The sequence below is a fragment of the Stenotrophomonas sp. SKA14 genome (assembly GCF_000158575.1).
GTDB lineage: Bacteria > Pseudomonadota > Gammaproteobacteria > Xanthomonadales > Xanthomonadaceae > Stenotrophomonas > Stenotrophomonas forensis.
In genome coordinates this window covers 2789752-2809705 of the sequence record NZ_DS999412.1, presented here as the reverse complement: position 1 = coordinate 2809705, position 19954 = coordinate 2789752, and the positions used below count along the sequence as shown (strand labels likewise).

15 protein-coding genes and 3 pseudogenes are annotated in these 19954 nt (G+C 67.7%); 12 read left to right on the top strand and 6 right to left on the bottom strand.

Annotated elements, in window-relative coordinates:
• Positions 1-8: 8 nt before the first annotated feature.
• Together SSKA14_RS12700 and SSKA14_RS12695 are read right to left on the bottom strand one after the other, a co-directional pair.
• A complete protein-coding gene (locus SSKA14_RS12700) occupies positions 9-905 on the bottom strand; it encodes a tyrosine-protein phosphatase (protein ID WP_008265893.1) in 897 nt (298 codons plus the stop codon).
• Between the two features lie 17 nt (positions 906-922).
• Complete coding sequence (locus SSKA14_RS12695; protein ID WP_008267579.1) at positions 923-3217, bottom strand: TonB-dependent receptor; 2295 nt, start codon at positions 3215-3217, stop codon at positions 923-925.
• 123 nt (positions 3218-3340) lie between these two features.
• Between SSKA14_RS12695 and SSKA14_RS12690 the strand changes: the two genes are divergently transcribed.
• From SSKA14_RS12690 to SSKA14_RS12675, 4 genes and pseudogenes are all read left to right on the top strand, one after another.
• On the top strand, positions 3341-3985 hold the full coding sequence (locus tag SSKA14_RS12690; protein ID WP_008267159.1) for a TetR/AcrR family transcriptional regulator: 645 nt from the start codon (positions 3341-3343) through the stop codon (positions 3983-3985).
• A gap of 81 nt (positions 3986-4066) precedes the next feature.
• On the top strand, positions 4067-4693 hold the full coding sequence (locus tag SSKA14_RS12685; protein WP_008268637.1) for a DNA-3-methyladenine glycosylase: 627 nt from the start codon (positions 4067-4069) through the stop codon (positions 4691-4693).
• Between the two features lie 31 nt (positions 4694-4724).
• A pseudogene (locus SSKA14_RS24330) lies at positions 4725-6518 on the top strand (diguanylate cyclase).
• Between the two features lie 405 nt (positions 6519-6923).
• A pseudogene (locus tag SSKA14_RS12675) lies at positions 6924-7327 on the top strand (hypothetical protein).
• 48 nt (positions 7328-7375) lie between these two features.
• Here SSKA14_RS12675 and SSKA14_RS24365 read toward each other — a convergent pair.
• The 3 genes and pseudogenes from SSKA14_RS24365 to SSKA14_RS12665 form a co-directional block, all read right to left on the bottom strand.
• Positions 7376-8533, bottom strand: a complete 1158-nt coding sequence (locus SSKA14_RS24365) for an ABC transporter permease (RefSeq protein ID WP_343122258.1) — start codon at positions 8531-8533, stop codon at positions 7376-7378.
• A 325-nt stretch (positions 8534-8858) separates the two neighbouring features.
• Positions 8859-9197, bottom strand: a pseudogene (locus SSKA14_RS24360) (ABC transporter ATP-binding protein); the annotation flags it as partial.
• Positions 9198-9319: 122 nt separating this feature from the next.
• On the bottom strand, positions 9320-10501 hold the full coding sequence (locus SSKA14_RS12665; RefSeq protein ID WP_040009644.1) for an efflux RND transporter periplasmic adaptor subunit: 1182 nt from the start codon (positions 10499-10501) through the stop codon (positions 9320-9322).
• 255 nt (positions 10502-10756) lie between these two features.
• Between SSKA14_RS12665 and SSKA14_RS12660 the strand changes: the two genes are divergently transcribed.
• The 3 genes from SSKA14_RS12660 to SSKA14_RS12650 all read left to right on the top strand — a co-directional run bounded on the left by SSKA14_RS12660 (position 10757) and on the right by SSKA14_RS12650 (position 13653).
• Positions 10757-11473 (top strand): response regulator, encoded by a 717-nt coding sequence (locus SSKA14_RS12660; RefSeq protein ID WP_040007658.1) that lies wholly within the window; start codon positions 10757-10759, stop codon positions 11471-11473.
• 3 nt (positions 11474-11476) lie between these two features.
• Entirely contained in the window at positions 11477-12553 is a 1077-nt protein-coding gene (locus SSKA14_RS12655; RefSeq protein WP_040009641.1) for an ATP-binding protein, read from the top strand.
• Between the two features lie 179 nt (positions 12554-12732).
• The gene (locus tag SSKA14_RS12650) at positions 12733-13653 is read left to right on the top strand and encodes an ABC transporter six-transmembrane domain-containing protein (RefSeq protein WP_008267985.1); all 921 of its coding nucleotides are present in this window, start codon (positions 12733-12735) and stop codon (positions 13651-13653) included.
• 20 nt (positions 13654-13673) lie between these two features.
• Here SSKA14_RS12650 and SSKA14_RS12645 read toward each other — a convergent pair whose 3' ends face one another.
• Positions 13674-14288 carry a TetR/AcrR family transcriptional regulator gene (locus SSKA14_RS12645; protein WP_008267376.1) on the bottom strand — a complete coding sequence of 205 codons (615 nt, stop codon included), beginning with the start codon at positions 14286-14288 and terminating at the stop codon, positions 13674-13676.
• 169 nt (positions 14289-14457) lie between these two features.
• On the opposite strand from SSKA14_RS12645, the gene SSKA14_RS12640 reads away from it, so the two are divergent.
• From SSKA14_RS12640 to SSKA14_RS12620, 5 genes are all read left to right on the top strand, one after another.
• Positions 14458-15294 carry a siderophore-interacting protein gene (locus tag SSKA14_RS12640; protein ID WP_008267822.1) on the top strand — a complete coding sequence of 279 codons (837 nt, stop codon included), beginning with the start codon at positions 14458-14460 and terminating at the stop codon, positions 15292-15294.
• Positions 15295-15489: 195 nt separating this feature from the next.
• A complete protein-coding gene (locus SSKA14_RS12635) occupies positions 15490-17667 on the top strand; it encodes a TonB-dependent siderophore receptor (protein ID WP_040009638.1) in 2178 nt (725 codons plus the stop codon).
• Between the two features lie 52 nt (positions 17668-17719).
• Positions 17720-18019, top strand: a complete 300-nt coding sequence (locus SSKA14_RS12630) for a DUF3649 domain-containing protein (protein ID WP_040007655.1) — start codon at positions 17720-17722, stop codon at positions 18017-18019.
• Positions 18016-19626: a PepSY-associated TM helix domain-containing protein gene (locus tag SSKA14_RS12625; RefSeq protein WP_008264883.1), complete on the top strand. Its 1611-nt coding sequence runs from the start codon at positions 18016-18018 to the stop codon at positions 19624-19626. The genes SSKA14_RS12630 and SSKA14_RS12625 overlap by 4 nt, the downstream gene beginning before the upstream one ends.
• Positions 19623-19901 (top strand): DUF3325 domain-containing protein, encoded by a 279-nt coding sequence (locus tag SSKA14_RS12620; protein WP_008267105.1) that lies wholly within the window; start codon positions 19623-19625, stop codon positions 19899-19901. Before SSKA14_RS12625 ends, SSKA14_RS12620 begins: the two co-directional genes overlap by 4 nt.
• Positions 19902-19954 lie beyond the last annotated feature (53 nt).

The window sequence follows — 19954 nt, the reverse complement described above, 5'->3', positions numbered from 1 at the left end:
CACCACCGTCAGCCCGCCTGCCCCAGACGCACCTTCAGCTGCTGGATCTCCTGCTCGCTCACCCCGATCGACTTCAGGTAGCCCTCGGCGCCGCCGTACTGGCTGTGCAGCGCGGCGAGGAACTGCTCCATGTTGTCCGGTGCGGTACCGGACATGCCGGCCATCCTGCGGCCGATCTCCGGGTTCTGCTTGATCAGCGCCATGATCTGCGCGTTCATCGCGCTGTCCTTCGGCTGCCCTTCCAGGTAGTGCGCGGAGATCGCGTAGTTGTGCACGATCTCGGCCTTCGGCACGCCGGCCAGGTCCAGCAGCAGCCCCGCAATGATGCCGGTGCGGTCCTTGCCCGCCGTGCAATGGAACAGCACCGCGCCGTCCTGCTGCGCGGCGATGCGCTGGAACACCTGCTTGAACTGCGGCTGGCTGTGGCCCAGCCACTGCACATAGGCTTCGCCCAGTGAATCCGGGAAGCTGGTCATCATCTTCTGCAGGTCCATCTTCTCGGTGCCCATCAGCGAGATGCGCTGATAGTCGAAGCGATCATCCCTGGCCAGCAGGTCCGGCGACTGCGCCTGCTCGTCGGCGGTGCGCAGGTCGATGTCCAGCTTCACGCCGGCGGCGGCCAAGGCATCGCGATCGGCGTCGGTCAGCCGGCCGAGATCGGCGGTACGCACGAACGCAGCGGCCGGAATCGGGCCATGACGGCCCTGCAGGCCGGCGAAGGTGCGCACGTTCCACGCCCCCTGCAGCGGGAGCACGCGCTGCGCATCGGCGGCCACCGGCTTCACATTGGCGGCAGCGGCCGGCGTCGCAGCAACGGCCTGCGGTGCGTCTGCGGCCACGGCGCTCGCCGCCAGCGGCAGGCTGAGCATCACGGCCAGGGCAAGTTCGGTAGAGCGGTGCTTCATGGGAGTCTCCGTTCGAATCAGAAGTTGACGGCCACATCCAGGCCGAAGGTGCGGGGGTCGTTGAAGATGCCGGTCTGGCCCAGCGCCGGGCTGTTGAGCTTGTAGAACAGGTGCTGCTCGTCCAGCAGATTGCGCGCCCACAGCGAGAACGACATGGTGGTTCCGGTGCTGTTGACCGGCACATCCACCAGCGCCACCCGTGCATTCACCACGAACGAGCTGTCGGTCAGCATCTGGTCGTACTCGCTGGTGTAATAGCCATCGGACCAGTTGCCGTCCACATGGAACTTCAGCGCCGAGAAGTTGGCGAACGGCACCAGGTAGTCGGCCGACAGGCTGCCCGCATTCTTCGGCGCCAGCAGCGGTTGCACGGTTACCTGCACGCCCGCACCGAACGGGTCCGTGGCGGTCTGCGCATCGATCTTCGTATACGCGTAGTTGAGGCCGAGGGTGAGGTTGTCCACCGGCATCACGTTGAACTCCAGCTCCGCGCCGCGCGACTTCCCATCACTCAGTGCGTTGGTGGTGACCATGGTGGTGCGGGTTTCGCCGCTGTTCGGGTCGAACGGCAGCGAGAAATCCATCTGCTTGTGCGCGATGGTCGAATCGAACACCGCCAGGTTCAGGCGCGCACGGTTGTCCCAGAACTGCGATTTGAAGCCCAGCTCATAGGCGGTCACCTCTTCCGGGCCGAACGCGGTGTAGTTGGTCGAGCGCGAGTTGGCGCCACCGGCCTTGAAGCCAGTGCTGTACCTGGCGTAGACCATCGCGTGCTCGCCCAGGTCGTAGGCGATGTTGACCATCGGGTCGAAGCGGCTCCAGCGGTCCTTGAAAGCAAGACTCGTCGCCGCGCCGTTGACGATATACAGGCTGCCCTTCTTGTCATCGCGGGTGTAGCGGCCACCGGCGGTCAGGTGCAGGCCCGGCATCGCCTCCGGGGTCCACGTGGCCTGGCCGAACACGCCCAGGCTGTCGGTCCACGCCTTGCTGGCGCGGTCGATGCGCACCCGCGACAGGTCCAGCGGGTTGGTGGCCGGGTTCAGCGTGTAGCTGTTCCCGCCCGGCCCCCACACCAGCATGTTGGGCGTCTGCGCATTGTCACCCGCGGTCTCGTGGTAGTAGAACGCGCCGCCGAGGAACTGCACCTGCGCGGTGTTGCCGATCAGCTGGAACTCCTGGCTGTACTGGTGCTGGTAGACCTGGGCGAGGCTGTAGCGGCCGAACGGCGTACCCGCGCCACCGTAGGCCGAGATCGCATCGACCAGGCCCATGTCGAACTGGCCCTGGGTCAGTTCACGGTAGGAACTGATCGACTTCAGCTCCAGGTTCTCGTTCAAGGTCCACGACAGGTTCAACAGATGGCCACTGGTGCGGCCAATGTTGTCTTCCTGCGGGCCGCCCAGGATGGCGCTGTCGCGGCGGTCGAGACTGGCCCCGGCCTTCTGCAGCGGGCTGAGGTAGGCACCGGGCACCAGCACCTGGGTGTGGTACGGCGTGGTGGCATCGTAGGAACGGTCGAACGCGTACAGCAGCGAGACATCATCGCGCGGCTGCCAGAGCGCGCTCAACCGAGCGCCGCGCTTGTCGTAGCTGTTGAAGTCGCGCTCGCCGCGCATCGGGTTGTCGGTGGTGCCACCACGCTTGGCCTGCACCGCGTCGATCTTGAAGCTGACGTCGCCCACCTTGGGCAGGTCCAGGTGCAGCGCGCTGTTGTAGCCGCTGTAGTTGGACACACCGGCGCTGACGCTGCCGCCGAACTCGCCGGTCGGCGCCTTGGTCACGATGCTGACCGCACCGCCTTCGGTGTTGCGGCCGAACAGCGTGCCCTGCGGGCCCTTCAGCACTTCGATGCGCTCCACGTCGTAGAGCATGCTGCCCAGGCCCTGCGCGCGGCCCATGAACACGCCATCGACGTAGATGCCGACGCCGGCATCGCGCGCCGGCTGGTTGGCATCGCCGGACGCACCGATGCCACGGATGCCGATGTTCAGCGCCGAACTGCGGGTCGCGAACGGGGTCACCCGCAGCGAAGGAATGGAGCCATCGGACAGGCTGCCCAGCGAAATCGCGCTGCGATCCTTCAACGCCTCGGCATCGACCACCGACACCGAAATCGGGGTCTCCTGCAGGTTGGTGGCGCGTTTCTGCGCGGTCACCACCACCTGGTCAAGCGCCACCACGGTTCGCGCCGCGTCGGCGGAGGCAGTGGCATCGGCTTCGGCATGGGGACCGTCTTCGGCATGGGCCATCGCCGGCAGCGCGGCGGCGATGGCGAGGGTGAGCAGCGGGCGGTGCAGCGTGGCGTAGCGCATCGGACTCGTTCGCGGAAGGAGAAGGCCGGCGCAGTCTGGGAGTCGGGAATTACAAATGAATGACCGTTCATTCACACCTTTTGTGACGTACTATCCCGTCTCTGGACGCCCTGACCTTCCGCAATGACGCCAAAGCCCGCCGTAGCCACAGCCGTTGATGACGCCGCCGCCGCACACGCCGAGGCCCAGCGCCGGCGCATCCTCGATGCCGCCCAGAAGTGCTTCATCATCCGCGGCTTCCACGCCGGCTCCATCGGCGATATCGCCGCCGAGGCAGAGATCAGCCAAGGGCTGATGTACCGCTATTTCGCCAACAAGCGGACCTTGATCCTGGCGCTGATCGAGCGCCAGCTGCGCCACGACCAGGCGTCGATCAGCGAGATGCCGGCGGCGTCCGATCTGGTCGATGGCCTGCTGGAGTGCTACCGGCAGTGGGCGCGCGGCGCGGTGCTGCCGATCCACGGCAACGCCATCGCCAGCGTGGCGCTGTACGCGGAAATCAACGCCGAAGCGCACCGCGACCCGATGCTGGCCCAGGTACTGCGCACCCACGACAAGCAGACCAGCGCCGCCATCCATGACTGGCTGCGCCAGCACGATGCGCGCCTGGGCCGGCCGATTGACGAGGAAGCCATCGCCGGGCGCACCCTGCTGCTGCGGCTGCTGGTGGAGGGCCTGGCCATGCGCGCCGTGCGCGACCCGGACCTGCCACCGGCACGCGTGCGCGCCCTGCTGGCCGATGCGATTGGCCGCGTGATGGCCGATTGAACGGTAGTGCCGGCCGCTGGCCGGCAGCTTCACTGGCAGGCCGTCACACTGCTGGCTTCTCCCGCAGAACCTGCCCCTGCCATGCTGGATGGATTGCCGCCGCACTGGAAGATTCTCCCCCGCCGCTTCTACCAGCGCCCGTCCATCGAGGTTGCGCCGGAGCTGCTCAACAAGCTGCTGGTACGCGACGATGGACGCGCGGCCCGCATCGTCGAGGTGGAAGCCTACGCCGGCAGCGTGGACCCGGCCGCGCATTCCTACCGCGGGCCGAGCCCGCGCACCGCCAGCATGTTCGGCGAAGCCGGGCACCTGTACGTCTACTTCACCTATGGCATGCACTGGGGCAGCAATGTGGTGTGTGGCGAGATCGGCGAAGGGGTGGCCGTGCTGCTGCGTGCCGCCGAGCCGCTGGCCGGGCTGGAGTACATGCGCGAACTACGCCCGGCTGCCAGGCGCGACCACGATCTGGCCAGCGGCCCGGGCAAACTCTCCCAGGCGTTCGGGCTGGACCGCCGCTTCGACGGTGCCGATCTGGTGACCGGCAACCACGGCATCGTCATCGCCTGCGATGGCACCGCTCCCCCGCTGGACCCGGTGGTTGGCCCGCGTATCGGCATCACGCGCGCCGTGGAGTTTCCGTGGCGCTGGCACGTTCGCGACCACCGTCACGTTTCAGTGCGCCCCGCCCGCTCACCCCGCAAGCGCTGACACCGCTGCCTCACGTTGGCATCACCCGGTCGTGGCGATACATAACGCGGTACGCACTAGCGTAGTGCCTGACAGCCGCCGAAGCCGCCCTCGCCACCCAGCCCTGCAAAGCGCCATGGACGAAGCCGAACGACTGCTTGAACTTGACCGGCTGCACCTGTTGGATACACCGCCGGAACCCGTGTTTGACGCCATCGTGGCCGCTGCTCGTGCCGCCACCGGCATGACCATGGCGCTGATTTCGGTAGTGGCCGACGAACGCCAATGGTTCAAGGCCAACATCGGGCTGGACGGGATCAGCGAGACCGCGCGCGAAATCTCGTTCTGCACGCACACCATCCAGCAGGATGCGCTGTTCGAGATTCCCGACGCCCGCCAGGACCCGCGCTTCGCCAGCAATCCGCTGGTCACCGGCGGCCCCCGCATCCGCCACTACGCCGGCATCTCGCTCGGCTCGGCTCACGGTGCGCGCATCGGCACGCTGTGCCTGCTCGACCCCATGCCCGGCGTGCTGTCGCCGTCGCAGCGCGAACTGATGGTGCACCTGGCCCGGGTCACCACCCAGGTGCTGGAACAGCGCAGCACGCTGATGGCGCAGGTCGGCCAGGCCAAGGCCCTGCACCGGGAACTGAAGCGCAGCGAGGATTTCCTGGAACGCACCAACCGCGCCGCGCGGGTGGGCGGCTGGGAACTGGACCTTGCCAGCAACGAGGTGCGCTGGACCCGCGAGACCAAGCTGATCCACGGTGTGCGCAGTACCTTTGAGCCCACCCTGGAAACCGCGTTGTCGTTCTATCGCGAAGACAGCCGCAGCATCATCCGCACCGCCGTCCAGCGCTGCATCGACGAAGGCACCTCCTGGGAAGTACAGCTACCCGTGACCACCGCCGACGGCCGCGACATCTGGACGCGCGTCGTCGGCGGCCGGCAGCAGGTCGATGGGCGCCCGCGGCTGGTCGGGGCCATCTAGGACATCACCGAAGAGCGCGCCGCACTGGATGCGCTGGAAGCCAGCGAAACCCGCTACCGGCGCTTGTTCCACTACAGCCTCGGGCTGATCTGCACACACACACTGGAAGGCGTGCTGACCTCGGTGAATCCGGCCGCCGTGCAATCGCTGGGCTTCGATGAGAGCTACATGATCGGGCGCAGCCTGTGCGACCTGATGCCGCCGGAGAAGCACGCTGCGTTCAAGGCGTACCTCGCACGCATCGCGGTCAACCACACCGATGCCGGCGTGATCGAGCTGATCGCTGCCGATGGCACCCGCCACTTCTGGGCGTACCACAACGTGCTCGACAGCGAGGCCAGCCCACCCTATGTGCTGGGCCACGCGCAGGACGTTACCGCGCTGCGCATGCAGGAACAGCAGCTGCGCGAGATGTCCTTCAAGGACCCGCTCACCCAGAGTTACAACCGCCGCTTCCTGCCACGGCTGGACGAGCTGGCCGACCAGCCATGGGCGTGCCTGATGTTCGACCTCGATCATTTCAAGCAGATCAACGACACCCAGGGCCATGCGCGCGGCGATACCGTGCTGGTGGAGTTCGCCGCCTTCCTGCGCTCGCCGCTGGGTGCGGCGGAAAACGTGGTGCGGATGGGCGGCGACGAGTTCATGGTGGTGTTGATCACGCCTGATGCGGGGCGGCTGGCGGTGCTGGAACAATGGTATCTGCAACATGCGGCGCAGTCGCCGACGCCGTTCTCACTCGGTGCGACGCACCACACGCCTGGCGAATCAGTGGGCGATACCCTGCAGCGTGCCGACAGCCGGTTGTATCGCGAACGCGCACGTGTGCGCAGGCATCCTCGACCGGCTTCCTGACGCGCCACGCCCGCTACGCGGCATCGCACGCAATGTCGTGATTGGCACGCCTCGATCATCCGCTGCGCGGGTGCATCCACATTCCAATAATTTCGAACTTTCCAACTATTCTCATTGGCAGCCAAGGCGCTGCATGCAAATCATATCCAGCCACCGACAACGGGTGGCACGGGCTTCCAATCCCGTTTGACTAATGTTGTTTACGCTTGCCTGTCGGCGTCGTCCAATCCCTCTGGAAGGCGCCGGCAGGCACTCTGTCCGCGCATCTATGGCGGGCGGTGCGTGGGGGCCTCGTGCCCGCCGGAGCTTTGGCAACGTTAGTCACCGGTATTGGAACCATGCACCGTCCGCCACCCTTGCTGTCAAGCAGGGTGGCTCCTTCGCGTAACGCATAAGGAAACCGCCATGAGCGCCGACCGCTACCCGTACCTGTTCGCCACCCTCGGTGATGTCGCCAGCCAGTTGCCCGATACCCTCGCCGAGCCGCTGGAAAGAACCCTCGCCGCCAATCCCGCTGCCAACGGGATCACCCTGCTGGACTGCCTGCAACGCATCCGCGACGTGGAAGCGGCCGACGGCCAGCCATTGCGGCGCAAGGGGCGCGCACCCGGGCAGTGCGTGGCGCTGGCGCGCATCAACCGCGCCAACGCCGGCCTCACCGTGCTGCTGGAACTGCTGCATGCCAGCGAGCGCGTGCGCGTGGATGGCGAAGAGGCGCAGCAGGTGGGCAACGACGTGCGCGAGGGCCTGCTGCTGGCGTGCAGGGGCCTGTGTCGGAATATGTGGACACGCAGGTCTACGTGGCCTGACCGATGGCGCCGGTCCTATCCCGGCGCTAACCACAGGCACGCATCGCGTCATTCCGCGGCCAGCGCCTGGATCGGGTCCAGCTGCGCCGCGCTGCGCGCCGGGAAATAGCCGAAGCCGAGCCCGATCGCCGACGAGCACGCCAGGGCGGCCAGCACTGGCCCGGCAGTGAACAGGAACGGCACGCCCAGCGACAGCAGGCTGGACAACGCACCCACCGCGAACGCGAACAGTACGCCCAGCACACCGCCGAACAGGCAGATCAGCACCGCCTCGATCAGAAACTGGCGCAGGATGTCGCCCTGGCGCGCGCCCACCGCCAGCCGCACGCCGATTTCGCGCACGCGCTCCTTCACCGACACCAGCATGATGTTCATCACCCCCACCCCACCCACCACCAGCGCCACCGCGGCAATGGCGGAGACCAGCGCGGCCATGGTCTGGCTGGACTTCATCACCGCCTTGCGGATCTGGTCGGCGTTGTAGATGAAGAAGTCGCGGCGCCCATGCAGGCGTTGCAGTTCGGCCCCCAGCGAGGCCTCGGCGGCATTGGTCGGCACGTTGTCGCGCACGCGCACGGTGATGCTCTCCAGGCGCTGGCTGCCCAGCAGTCGCGAAGCGGCCGAGGTATACGGCACGTAGACCGTGGGCGTTGCGCCGCCGGCAAAGGCATTGGCACCCACCACGCCGATCACCTCCACCGGCATGCCGCCCAGCAGCACCGTGCTGCCGATCGGGTTGCCGGCGAACAGTGCCTTCGCTGCCTTCTGGTCAACCACGCCCACGGCGCGATGCGCGTCCACTTCGTCGGCGCTGAAGAAGCGCCCGGCCTTCAGCCGCAGCCCGCGCACGCGCGGCAGGTCCGCGCCCACGCCCAGCACCTGGGTATTGGCGCGACGGCTGCCCTGCAACGCCGCCACCGATCCGCTCAGGTTGGGGCTGACACTGTCCACGTAACTCAATGCGGCCAAGTGGTCGGCGTCGCCCACCACCAGTGTCTCGATCTCCGCCGAGCGCGGGTCGCCGAAATCGGCGCCGGGGTAGATCTCCAGTGTGCTGGCGCCCAGCTCGTTGATCTGCGACTCGACCTGCGCCTGCGCACCCTTGCCCAGCGCCACCACGGTCACCACCGCAGCCACGCCGATGATGATGCCGAGCATGGTCAGCAACGTGCGCAGGCGATGGGCCAGCATCGAACGCACGGCCATCCGCGCCGCTTCGCGCACCGCGTCCACCCGTGCGCGGCGTTCGGCAAGCGGCGCAGTTTCGTGTTCGGATGCACCTGCGGAATGCGGCCTGCGTCCTGCGTTCGCCCCGGTCGGCCACCACCCGGCCATCGGCGATCTCGATCACCCGCGCGGCGTTGGCCGCAATCGCGGCGTCGTGCGTCACCAGAATCACCGTATGGCCCTGCGCGTGCAGGCGCTTCAGCTCGGCCATCACCTGCTGGCCACTGGCATGGTCCAGCGCACCGGTTGGCTCATCGGCCAGCACGATGGCGCCGCCGTTCATCAGCGAACGCGCGATGGACACGCGCTGCTGCTGGCCGCCGGACAGCTGGCTCGGCCGGTTCGCGGTGCGCTCGCCCAGCCCCAGTGTTTCCAGCAGCGTGCGTGCACGGGCAGTGCGTGTAGCTGCATCCACGCCGGCATACACCGCCGGCAGCGCCACGTTCTCGGTGGCGCTCAGGTTCTCCATCAGGTTGTAGCGCTGGAAGATGAAACCGAAATGCTCGCGGCGCAGCCGTGCCAGCGCATCCGGCGCCATCTGCTCGGTGGCCTCGCCGTTCACCCGGTAGCTGCCCTCGGTCGGCCGGTCGAGGCAGCCGAGGATGTTCATCAACGTGGATTTGCCGGACCCCGACGGACCGATGATGGCGATGAACTCGCCGGCATCGATGCGCAGCGAGACGTCCTTCAGCACCACCACTTCACCGGCGGCGGAGCGATAGGCGCGCGAGACTCCCCACAGTTCCAGCAGTGCGTCGGCCATGTTCACATTCCCAGCAGGCTGGTCGGCTCGGCGTCGGCGCCGCTGGGCGCCTGGCCGACCACCACGTTCTCGCCCTCGCGCAGGCCGGTCAGGATCTGCACGGCGGTGGCAGTACGCAGGCCGGTTGTCACCGCACGTTCGCGCACGCGCCCCTTGGCATCGACCACCTGCACGGTGGCGCGCTGGCCCTGTGTGCCGTCCGACTCGGTCAGCGCCGTCAGCGGTACCTGCAACGCGTTGGCCGCCCGCGCCAGCTGCAGGGTCACCTTCACCGTCATCGACGGCTTCAGCGCCAGGCCTGGGTTGGCCACATCGAACAGGCCGGCGTAGTACACCGCCTTCGGCGTCTGTGCAGAGCCACCCGCAGTGCCGGTGGCCGCCTCGGCAATCGAGGACGGCGCCGGTTCAAGCTGCTGCAGGTGGGATTCATAGCGGCGTCCACTCGGCCCCAAGGTCGAGAACCAGAGCGGCTGCCCCGGCGCCACCAGTTCCACATCGGCCTCGGCGATCTCGGCACGCACCGTCATCGTGTCCATCTGCGCCAGCATCACGATGGTCGGGGTGGTCTGCATCGAATTCAGCGTCTGCCCGGCCTTGGTGACAATCGCCACGATGTAGCCGTCAGTGGGCGAAACGATGCGGGTGTAGCCCAGGTTGATCCGTGCGGTTTCCACCTGGGTCAGCGCCTGGTCGATCTGCGCCTGCAGCGCAGCCACGTCGGCGCGGGCGGCATCACGGGCCACCCGTGCGGTCTCAAAACCCTCCTGCGAGACCAGCCGCGACGCCACCAGCTGCGACTGCCGCTCGAACACACGGCTGGCCTGCACGTAGCGGGCCTGGCTGGCGGTGTGCTGGGCACGCAGCGTGCTGGTGGCGGCCTCGGCGCTGCGCAGGGCGATGCGCTGTGGTTGTGAATCGACCTCGGCAATCAGGTCGCCGGCCTGCACGCGCTGGCCCAGCACCACATGCAGGCGCTTGACCTGCCCGGACACCTGCGCGCCCACCGCCACCAGCTCCTTGGGATTGACCCGGCCCACCGCCTGCACGGTCTTTTCCAGATCGGCCACCCGGGCCGGCGCGGTGATCAGCGCGGCCTCGTCGCCCTCGGCGAGTACCCACGCGGTGGCGCCGGCAGCCAACGTGGCCACGGCGGCAACAATGATCCAGGTCCTGCGGTTGCTCATCGAAAGGCCCAGCTGCACGCAGTCGCCCGGTGCGCCCGCTGAGCCCCCAGTCTGGTGGCCGCGTGTGGACGTCTTCTGCAGCCAGCATGGAGATTGCGTGGAGAGGGCGCCGCCGTTCAGGCAGGCGGCCCGCAGCTGAACGTCGCCGCGCGTGTCCATGAAATCTCGACACAATCTCGACCGAGTCTCCATCAACGGCCGCTAGCCTCGTCGGCCTCGCCGACTGGCCGCCACCGCAACGCTGCGCATCACGCAATGAAACATGCCCTCCGTACCCGCCAGCCACCACTGGTGTTGATTGCCGAGGATGAAGGCGAGATCGCCGACATCCTGGGCGCGTACCTCGACCGTTCCGGCTTGCGCAGCGCCCGTGCCGCCGACGGCGAGGCCGCCCTCGCCGCCCACCGCCAGCTGCGCCCGGACCTGGTGCTGCTGGACGTGCAGATGCCCCGACTGGATGGCTGGCAGGTACTGAGTGAACTGCGCCGGCGTGGCAACACCCCGGTGATCATGCTCACCGCGCTCGACCAGGACGTGGACAAGCTGACCGGCCTGCGCGTGGGCGCCGACGACTACGTAGCCAAGCCGTTCAATCCGGCCGAGATCGTGGCGCGCATCCAGGCGGTGCTGCGCCGTAGCGCCAGGACGGTGGCCGAAGAACCCAATGGGCTGATCCGGCAGGGGCCGTTCGAGATCGACCTGCGCAGCCACGAGGTGACCGTGCGCAGCGGCGACCAGCAGCATGCACTGACCTTCACCCTCACCGAGTTCCGCCTGCTGGTGCACATGGCCCGCGCACCCCGGCAGGTGCATGCGCGGGTGGACCTGCTGCACGCCTGCCTGCCCGAAGGCGATACCCAGGAACGCACCGTCGACAGCCATGTCAGCAAACTGCGGCGCAAGCTTGAGGAGGTGGGCGTGATCGGCATTCCCGCCACCATCCGCGGCGTCGGCTACCGCTTCCTGGACTGAATGATGACCCCCAAAGGCAAGAGCATCGGACGCCAGATCACGCTGTCCATCACCGTCGCCTCGCTGTGCTCGACGGTGCTGTCGATCAGCGGCTTCTACCTGTTCTATTACCTGATGGAGGTGTTCTATCCGCGCTGGTATGACCAACCGGAAACCATCATGCCGTCCGGCCTGGAATGGCTGTGGATCGGCCTGACCGCCAGCGTGGTCGTCATCTTCGCCACGCTGGTCGCCTCGCGGCTGACCCGGCGCATCATCACCCCGTTGAATTCGGTGGCCGAGAGCCTGCGCCGGGTGGCCAGCGGCGATCTGGACGCGCGTGCACGCGGCGGTGGCACCACGATGGCCGAAGCGGCCACGCTGGTCAGCGATTTCAACTCGATGGCCGAGCGCCTCAGCCGCATGTCCGAGAACCGGGTGTTCTGGAACGCGGCGATCGCGCACGAACTGCGTACGCCGATGACCATCCTGCGCGGCCGCCTGCAGGGCATCGCCGAGGGCGTGTTCGAACCGGGGCCGGAACAGTTCAACAGCATGCTCACCCAGCTGGAGGGCCTGACCCGCATCATCGAGGACCTGCGCGTGGTCAGCCTGGCCGAGAGCGGCCACCTGGACCTGCGGCTGCAGCGCAGCGATGTCAGCGTGCAGGTGGCGGCGGTGGTGGAAGCCATGTCCGAGGCACTCACCGAAAGCGGCTTCTCGGTGACGCTGGAGGCACGCCCGGCACTGGCCGATTGTGATCCGGCGCGCATCCGCCAGGCGGTGCTGGCGCTGCTGGAGAACGCACGCCGCCATGCCATTCCCTGCCCGCTGCAGGTACGCGTCATGCTGGCCGAAGGGCATTGCACCGTGGCCGTGGAAGACGGCGGACCGGGTGTGCCGGATGAACTGCGCGACAGCATCTTCGAAGCGTTCCAGCGCACCGACGTCTCCCGTTCACGGCAGAGCGGTGGCTCCGGGCTGGGCCTGGCCGTGGTGCGGGCGATTGCCGTGGCCCATCACGGAACGGCGCGCTGCCGCGCCACCGAGCGTGGTGGCAGTTCGTTCGAACTGCGCTGGCCGGTGCACGCGCGGCGTTGAAGCTCGGGTAGCGGCCCCCGCTGGTGGGCACCACGCTCTCCGCTGAATACCGCGGTTTTCTCCACGCGACCTCCATCGTCCCTCCATGCCCGCTCCAAACGGCTGCCGATACTGGGCATGACCGGGGAGATGGCAGGCCTCCATCCCCTGCCCTGTCTTTGTCCCCTCCAGGCATCCCGATGAAACACCCCCACGATCCGGCGGCTGCCGCCGGCAGCATCGGCCAGCAGAATGCGGCCGCCACCCTGAAAGCGATCCTGCGCACCTATCCCTGGCAGCTCACCGGCACCTTCTCGCTGGTTGCGCTGGAGAACGCGCTGCTGCTGGCCTACCCCCTGTTTGCCGGCTTCGCGGTGGACGCAATCATCCGCGGCGACATCGGCCACGCCATCTCCTATGCCGGCGTGGTGCTGTTGTTCTGGCTGGTCGGTGCCGCCCGCCGTGCGGTGGATACGCGCACCTTCACCCGCATCTATGCCGACCTGGCAGTGAATGTGGTGCAGGCGCAGCGGCGCCTCGGCCAGGCGACCTCCACCTCCGCCGCACGCGTGGTGCTGGCGCGCGAGTTCGTCGACTTCTTCGAAAAGCACGTGCCGTTCATCGCCACCGCGCTGGTGTCGATGTTCGGCGCGGCCGCGATGCTGCTGGCGATCGAACCCCTCGTCGGCGCCGCCAGCCTGGTCGCCCTGCTGGGTGCGCTGTTGCTGCTGCCGTCGTTCGCGCGCCGCAACGAGCAGCTGCATGGGCGCCTGAACAACCGGCTGGAACATGAGATCCGCCTGGTCGACCGGGTCAGCCCCTCGGTGCTGCGCCGCCACTACACCACGCTGTCGCGGCTGCGCATCCTGCTGTCCGACCGCGAAGCCGGCGCCTTCGTGGTGGTCGGCGCAGCCGCCGCGGTGCTGTTCGCGCTGACCATCGGCCGCCTCGCCACCACCGACGGGGTGACCCCGGGCCATGTGTATGCGGTGATGACCTACCTGTGGACGTTCGTCGGCAGCCTGGATGATGCGCCGTCGATGGTGGACCAGCTGGCGCGCTTGAAGGACATCGGCCGCCGGGTCAGCCCGGGCATGGAGGATGCGGAGCCTGACCGGTAGCTGCCCACCGGGAATGAGCGTTACCCAGAGGCCGCCGTGCGCCCGCACATCGCCAATGCTCCAATGATCAATGCTTCCATGCTGCGGTCGAACTCGGCCTGCTGTGCCTTCCGATCCAAGGGCCGGCGCGTGGTATCCATCAGCGCATGCCGGGAATACACGGTGTCGGCCAGCGCCACGGCGTGATAGGCCACGGTCGACAGCAGCCATGCCGCCTGTTCCAGCGGCAAGCCATGCACGCGACTGAATTCGGCATGGTGGCGCTGGATGCGCGCCAGCATCTCCGGCGTCTTCGCGCCGTGGCTGACCAGGAACGGGGCCAGGCCCGGATTGTCATCCACCAGCGCCCGCAATGAGCGCTGGAACGCACGCAGATCCTCCACGATGCTGCGCTGCCCAGCAGCATCCAGCGCCGGTGCCTGCCAACGCTCGAAGATCGCTTCGGCCACCAGCTCGCGCAGCGCCGCCAGATTCGCCACATGCTTGTACAGCGCGATATGGCTGACACCCAGTGCCGCCGCCACGCCGACGAAGCTCAGCCCCGGCAGCGTCATGGCAATGCCGGCGTCGGCGATGCGCTCGCGGGTGATGCTGGGCGGTCGCCCACGGGAGGCGGTCTTTTTCGGTGCAGCCATGCGGTAACGGTTCCTGCGTGATGCGCGGGCAAGGGCTGTCATGGTGGTCCGCCGCCACGCAGTGGTCAACGCGTCGCGTGTCCTTCGGACAGGCCCGGGTTGCGGTGCGATCAATTTAGTTTACTATGATGTAACTAATTCGCATCTGCAGTGTCCAGGATCGTTGTCGATGTCCGCGTCCCCCACTTCAATCACCCCGGCCGGGCCGCTGCGCAGCGCCGACCATGATCGCGGCCTGCAGGCGCTGCAGGTCCAGGTGGTCGCGGTCGTGCAGCCGTGCGCCAGCCTGCTGCGCCTTCTGGTCCAGCTGCCGGAACACGCAGAACTTGCGCCATGGCAGCGTGCCAACACCGCGGTGCGCATCCAGCTGGGCGCCGGGTTCGGCGATGTGTCACGGATCTACACCGTGCGCAGCGTCGATGCCGCCACCCGCCAGTTCACCCTGGACGTAGTGCTGCACGAGGCGCCGGGGCCGATGCTGGCGTGGGTACGTGCGCTGCGCCCTGGTGATGCCTTCGATCTGACCGGGCCGCGCCCCCATCTGCAGGTGCCGCAGCGCGAAGGCACCTGCGCCCTGCTGTTCGCAGACCAGAGCGCCATCCCAGCCCTGTTTGCCCTGCTGCAGCAGTGGCCTGTCGGTCAGCGTGCGCAGGCCTGGGTCAGCTCGGAGGATGCTTTCCCGGTAGACGAGCTGCCGCACCTCGACGGTGTCCGCGTGCATCGCCTTGCCACCGGTGACGCGCCCTTGCTGCAGCAGGCGCGCCAACAGCAGCCGCCGCCCGGCAGCACGGTCTGGGCGGCCGGGGAGCGAGAGGAAATGCGCGCACTGCGCCGCCACTTCATCGAAACGGTCGGCCTGCCACGCACCGATGTTGCCGTTGCCGGCTACTGGAAGCGTGGCGAGACCACCACCGAAACCGACCAGCGTCGCCGCCGCAACTACGAGCGCGTGCTGGCGCGTGGCGGTGGCCTGCAGGACCTCGACGACCTCGCCGACGATATCTGATCCACACGGCAACATCCGCGCCACGCGCTTCGTTCCACCCAGCCACAGATCGCCCACGCACCTCGCGTGCAGCACTGCCCCAGCGGCAGCGCCGTGCCCTCTGCCAGCCATTCCACAGCCCGCGTCGTCCTGCCCCTGCAGGTCATCGACGGCGCCGTGCTGGCCGATCGCACGACCCACCACACGAGAACCGCCATGTCCCTCCCCCTGCGAACCCTGCCCCTCCCACGCCGCTCCGCGCTGTCCGTGGCCGCACGTGCAGCGTTGCTGCCCACCCTGTTGATCGCCATCGCCGCGCACGCCAACGATGCACCCGATGGCGCCCGCCAGTTGCCCACCGTGAACGTGCGCGCCGACAAGGCCGCACCCACCGATGCCTATGCGGGTGGCCAGGTCACGCGCGGCAGCCGCGTCGGCCTGCTCGGCGAGCTCGACTTCATGGACACGCCGTTCAACACCACCCGCTACACCGCCGAATTCATCGACAACATCCAGGCGCCGGACCTGGTAAGGGTGATCGCGCTGACCGACCCCAGCGTCTACAGCAGTGGCTCCAGTGGTGGCATCACCGACTACTTCAACATCCGCGGTTTCGGTGTCGCCTCGTCGGATATCGGATTCGGTGGCCTCTACGGGCTGATTCCCTACTACCGCGTCACCCCTGAGCTGGCCGAGAGCATCGAGGTGCTGAAGGGCCCGTCCGCGCTGCTCAACGGCATGCCGCCGGGCGGCTCGGTGGGCGGTGCGGTGAACCTGGTGCCCAAGCGTGCTGGCGACACGCCGTTGACCCGCTTCACTGCCAGTTATGGCAGCGACGCGCAGTGGGGCGGTCATCTGGATGTCGGCCGCCGCTTCGGCGCGGGCAAGCAGTTCGGCGTGCGCCTCAATGCCGTGCACCGCGACGGTGACACCGCCACCGACCACCAGCAGCACAAGACGCAGCTGGCCTCGCTCGGCCTGGACTGGCGTGGTGAGCGCTCGCAGGTGTCGCTGGACCTGTTCAGCAGCCGCGACCATGTGGATGGCCTCAACCGTGGCGTGTCGCTGTCGCCCGGCCTGGCGGTGCCCCGACCGCCGAAGGCCAGCACCCTGTTCGCACCGGACTGGACCTTCAGCACCGTCAAGGACCAGGCCGCCGCGCTGCGCTGGTCGTTCGACATCAACCACCACCTGCAGGCGCATGCCAGTTACGGGCACGGCCACACCGATTTCGACTCCATCGCCAGCGCCACCACGCTGATCACCAACACAGCCGGCGACTTCCGCAACAACTTCGCCCACCAGCGCTTCATCTACAGCAAGGACACCGCCGAAGCCGGCCTCTCGGCACGGTTCCGCACCGGTGCAGTCGATCATGCACTGGCGATCAGTGCGGCGTGGTACCAGCACGACCAGAAATTCGGCTTCAAGCGCAACCTGCTGGCCAGGGATTGGGTGACCAACATCTACAACCCGCAGTGGGGCCCGGCCATTGATCGAAGCTTCAGTGATGCCTCGCTGCCGAAGACCGCGGAAGTGCGCACCACCAGCGTGGGCATCGCCGATACGCTGTCCTTCATCGATGATCGCGTACAGCTGACCCTGGGCATCCGTCACCAGACCGTACTCAGCGATACCTTCGATGGCAGCACCGGCAAGCGCACTGCACGCTACGACGCCAGCGCCAATACTCCGGCCGGTGCACTGCTGTTCAAGGCCAACGATCGCCTGTCGCTGTATGCCAACTACATCGAAGGCCTGAGCCAGGGCAGCACCGCCCCGGCCACCGCCGCCAACGCTGGCGACGTGTTCCCGCCGTACAAGACGCGCCAGCGCGAGGTCGGTGCCAAGGTTGACTTCGGTCGCCTGGCCAGTGTGCTGAGCGTGTACGAGATCGAGAAGCCCGGCGCCTACACCGACCCGGCCACCAACGTGTTCTCGTCCGGCGGCCAGCAACGCAACCGTGGCGTGGAATGGACCGTGTTCGGCCAGGCCACCGAACAGCTGCGCGTGCTCGGCGGCATCGGCTGGCTGCAGCCGAAGCTGACCCGCACCCAGGGCGGCATCAACCAGGGCCGCCTGGCCACCGCCACCCCGCAGTGGCAGGGCAAACTGGGCGTGGAATGGGATGTGCCCGCCGTGGCCGGCCTCACCCTCACCGGCAATGCAGTCAGCCTGTCCAAGGGCTACATCAACGCAGACAACAGCCAGTGGGTGGCGGGCCGCACCGTGTTCGACCTCGGCGCCCGCTATGCACTGCAGGCCGCCGGTCACCCGCTGGTGCTGCGTGCCAGCGTGCAGAACCTCACCAACAAGGCGTACTGGGCCGGCAGCCTCGGCTCCGGGCTGGGCACGCCGCGCACCGCGCTGCTGTCGGCCACCGTCGATTTCTGATGCCTGATACACGGGCGCCCCGCCATCGCGCAGGGCGCCCCGGAGAACTGATGTGAGCGTTTCCCGTACCGCTTCCGTGCTGGCCTGGCTGCCGCTGGTCTCACGCATCCTCGCCGCGCTGTTCGGTGGCTACGCCTTGGCGGCCCTGTGCAGCATCGCCGCACTGGCGCTGCCCATCGATGGCCGCCAAGCCGTGTTCACCGGCATGCTTGCCGGCTTCCTGCTGCATGCCGGCGCCGTGGTCTGGGTATTCGCAGTGCGCTCGGCATGGCGTGCGTGGCTGGGCCTGGTCATCGCCGCGCTGCCGCTGTGCTTGATCGCACAAACGGTTGGCGACGGAGGCGGGGCATGAGCCAGGTCGATCGCTCCCCGAAGCCACGCGGTATCCGCCAGACCATGTCCGACCTGCATATCTGGGTGGGGCTGCTGGCCGGCTGGATCCTGTACGCGATGTTCCTCACCGGCACCGCCAGCTACTTCCGCGACGAGCTCTCGCGCTACACCCGGCCGGAAATCGCCACACCGTCTACGTTGCCGGACGCGGCTGCGGTCGCGCAGCGTACCGTCACGGCGATCATGGCCGACACGCCTGCGGCCAGCCAGATCAACCTCAGCCTGCCCAGCCAGCGCATGCCATGGGTGTCGGCGATGTGGGCCAGCCCGGGCGGACGTGGCCGCCACGGTTTCGACTCGGGCCTGTTCGATGCCAGCACCGGTGCACCGCTGCAGGCCCGCGATACGGGTGGCGGCGACTTCTTCTACGCCTTCCACTTCAACCTGCACTACATGCCGGCCATGTGGGGCCGCTGGATCGTCGGCCTGTGTGCGATGTTCATGCTGGTGGCCATCGTCAGCGGCGTGATCACCCACAAGAAGATCTTCGCCGACTTCTTCACCTTCCGCTGGGGCAAGGGCCAGCGCTCGTGGCTGGACGGTCACGCCGCGGTCTCGGTGCTCGGGCTGCCCTTCCATTTCATGATCACCTGGAGCGGGCTGGTGATGCTGGCGGTGCTGTACATGCCGTGGGGCCTGGCCAAACTGCCGGACAAACGACAGCAGGCCGAAGTGATCAGCGAGATGCGCCTGTTCCTGCCGCCGCAGAAGGCAGCAGGCCACCCTGCTCCGCTCACCCACGTCGGTGCGCTGGTGCAACAGGCCGAGCAGCGCTGGGGCACTGGCGCTGCAGGCAGCGTGCAGGTGCAGAATCCCGGCGACGAGAACGCACGCGTGGCCGTGGTGCGCGCGCAGTCCAGCCGTGTTTCCACCACCCCGAACTACCTGCTGTTCGACGGCAGCGATGGGCAGCTGCTGCAGATCAAGGAACACTCAGGCGTCGCCGCCGATACCCAGGGCGTGCTGTATGGCCTGCACCTGGGCCGCTTCGCCGATGCCGCCCTGCGCTGGCTGTACTTCATCGTCAGCCTGGCCGGCACCGCCATGGTCGGCACCGGGCTGGTCCTGTGGACGGTCAAGCGACGCGCGCAGCTGCCCGATCCGCAACGGCCCTACTTCGGTTTCCGCCTGGTCGAGCGGCTTAACATCGCCACCGTCGCCGGCCTGTCGGTGGCGATGGCCGCCTACCTGTGGGCCAACCGCCTGCTGCCCGTCACCATGGACAGCCGCGCGGCCTGGGAGGTGCATCTGTTCTTCCTGGCCTGGGCGGCCATGTTCGTGCACGCCACGCTGCGTACACCGAAGCGCGCATGGATCGAGCAGTTCCTGCTGGCGGCACTGCTGCTGGCGCTGTTGCCAGTACTGACTGCGATGACCACCTCGCACCCACTGTGGCACGCGCTGGCGATGGGCGATTGGGCGTTTGCCGGGACCGACCTGACCCTGCTGGCATTGGCCGCCCTGCACTCGTTACTGGCTTGGCGCACCTGGCGGCATGCGCCAAAGGCGAAGCGCGCACGGCCGTCTGCAGCGTCACGCAATGCGGTACCGGAGGCCGGCGCATGATCCACCTCATTCTCTTCGTGTTGTCAGTAGCGGCGTTCGCCTGCCTTGCGCTTTCGATGGAACGCCATCAGCGGGACGTGGTGCGTCGGGTGCTGAGCGCGCAAGCGACCCAGCAGCTGCGGGCCATGGGGTGGGCGCTGCTGGTGTTCAGCACCGTATTCGCGATGCGCGGTCTGGGGGTGGGATCTGGTCTGGCCGCACTATCCGGCCACACCAGCGTGGCCGCCGGCGTAGTGGTGTTGGCGATGATGGCGCATGCACGACGGCATCGGTAGGTGCCCACCAGGCTAGTTTGGCATTGCTTCGGTAGGTGCCCACCTTGGTGGGC

Excerpts from the sequence above, each read along its gene's own strand:
- SSKA14_RS12645 (WP_008267376.1), bottom strand. The coding sequence starts at position 14,288 with ATGGCTGCACCGAAAAAGACCGCCTCCCGTGGGCGACCGCCCAGCATC.
- SSKA14_RS12650 (WP_008267985.1), top strand. The coding sequence starts at position 12,733 with ATGAAACACCCCCACGATCCGGCGGCTGCCGCCGGCAGCATCGGCCAG.
- SSKA14_RS12655 (WP_040009641.1), top strand. The coding sequence starts at position 11,477 with ATGACCCCCAAAGGCAAGAGCATCGGACGCCAGATCACGCTGTCCATC.
- SSKA14_RS12640 (WP_008267822.1), top strand. The coding sequence starts at position 14,458 with ATGTCCGCGTCCCCCACTTCAATCACCCCGGCCGGGCCGCTGCGCAGC.
- SSKA14_RS24365 (WP_343122258.1), bottom strand. The coding sequence starts at position 8,533 with ATGGCCGTGCGTTCGATGCTGGCCCATCGCCTGCGCACGTTGCTGACC.
- SSKA14_RS12665 (WP_040009644.1), bottom strand. The coding sequence starts at position 10,501 with ATGAGCAACCGCAGGACCTGGATCATTGTTGCCGCCGTGGCCACGTTG.
- SSKA14_RS12625 (WP_008264883.1), top strand. The coding sequence starts at position 18,016 with ATGAGCCAGGTCGATCGCTCCCCGAAGCCACGCGGTATCCGCCAGACC.
- SSKA14_RS12695 (WP_008267579.1), bottom strand. The coding sequence starts at position 3,217 with ATGCGCTACGCCACGCTGCACCGCCCGCTGCTCACCCTCGCCATCGCC.
- SSKA14_RS12690 (WP_008267159.1), top strand. The coding sequence starts at position 3,341 with ATGACGCCAAAGCCCGCCGTAGCCACAGCCGTTGATGACGCCGCCGCC.
- SSKA14_RS12700 (WP_008265893.1), bottom strand. The coding sequence starts at position 905 with ATGAAGCACCGCTCTACCGAACTTGCCCTGGCCGTGATGCTCAGCCTG.
- SSKA14_RS12620 (WP_008267105.1), top strand. The coding sequence starts at position 19,623 with ATGATCCACCTCATTCTCTTCGTGTTGTCAGTAGCGGCGTTCGCCTGC.
- SSKA14_RS12660 (WP_040007658.1), top strand. The coding sequence starts at position 10,757 with ATGAAACATGCCCTCCGTACCCGCCAGCCACCACTGGTGTTGATTGCC.
- SSKA14_RS12685 (WP_008268637.1), top strand. The coding sequence starts at position 4,067 with ATGCTGGATGGATTGCCGCCGCACTGGAAGATTCTCCCCCGCCGCTTC.
- SSKA14_RS12635 (WP_040009638.1), top strand. The coding sequence starts at position 15,490 with ATGTCCCTCCCCCTGCGAACCCTGCCCCTCCCACGCCGCTCCGCGCTG.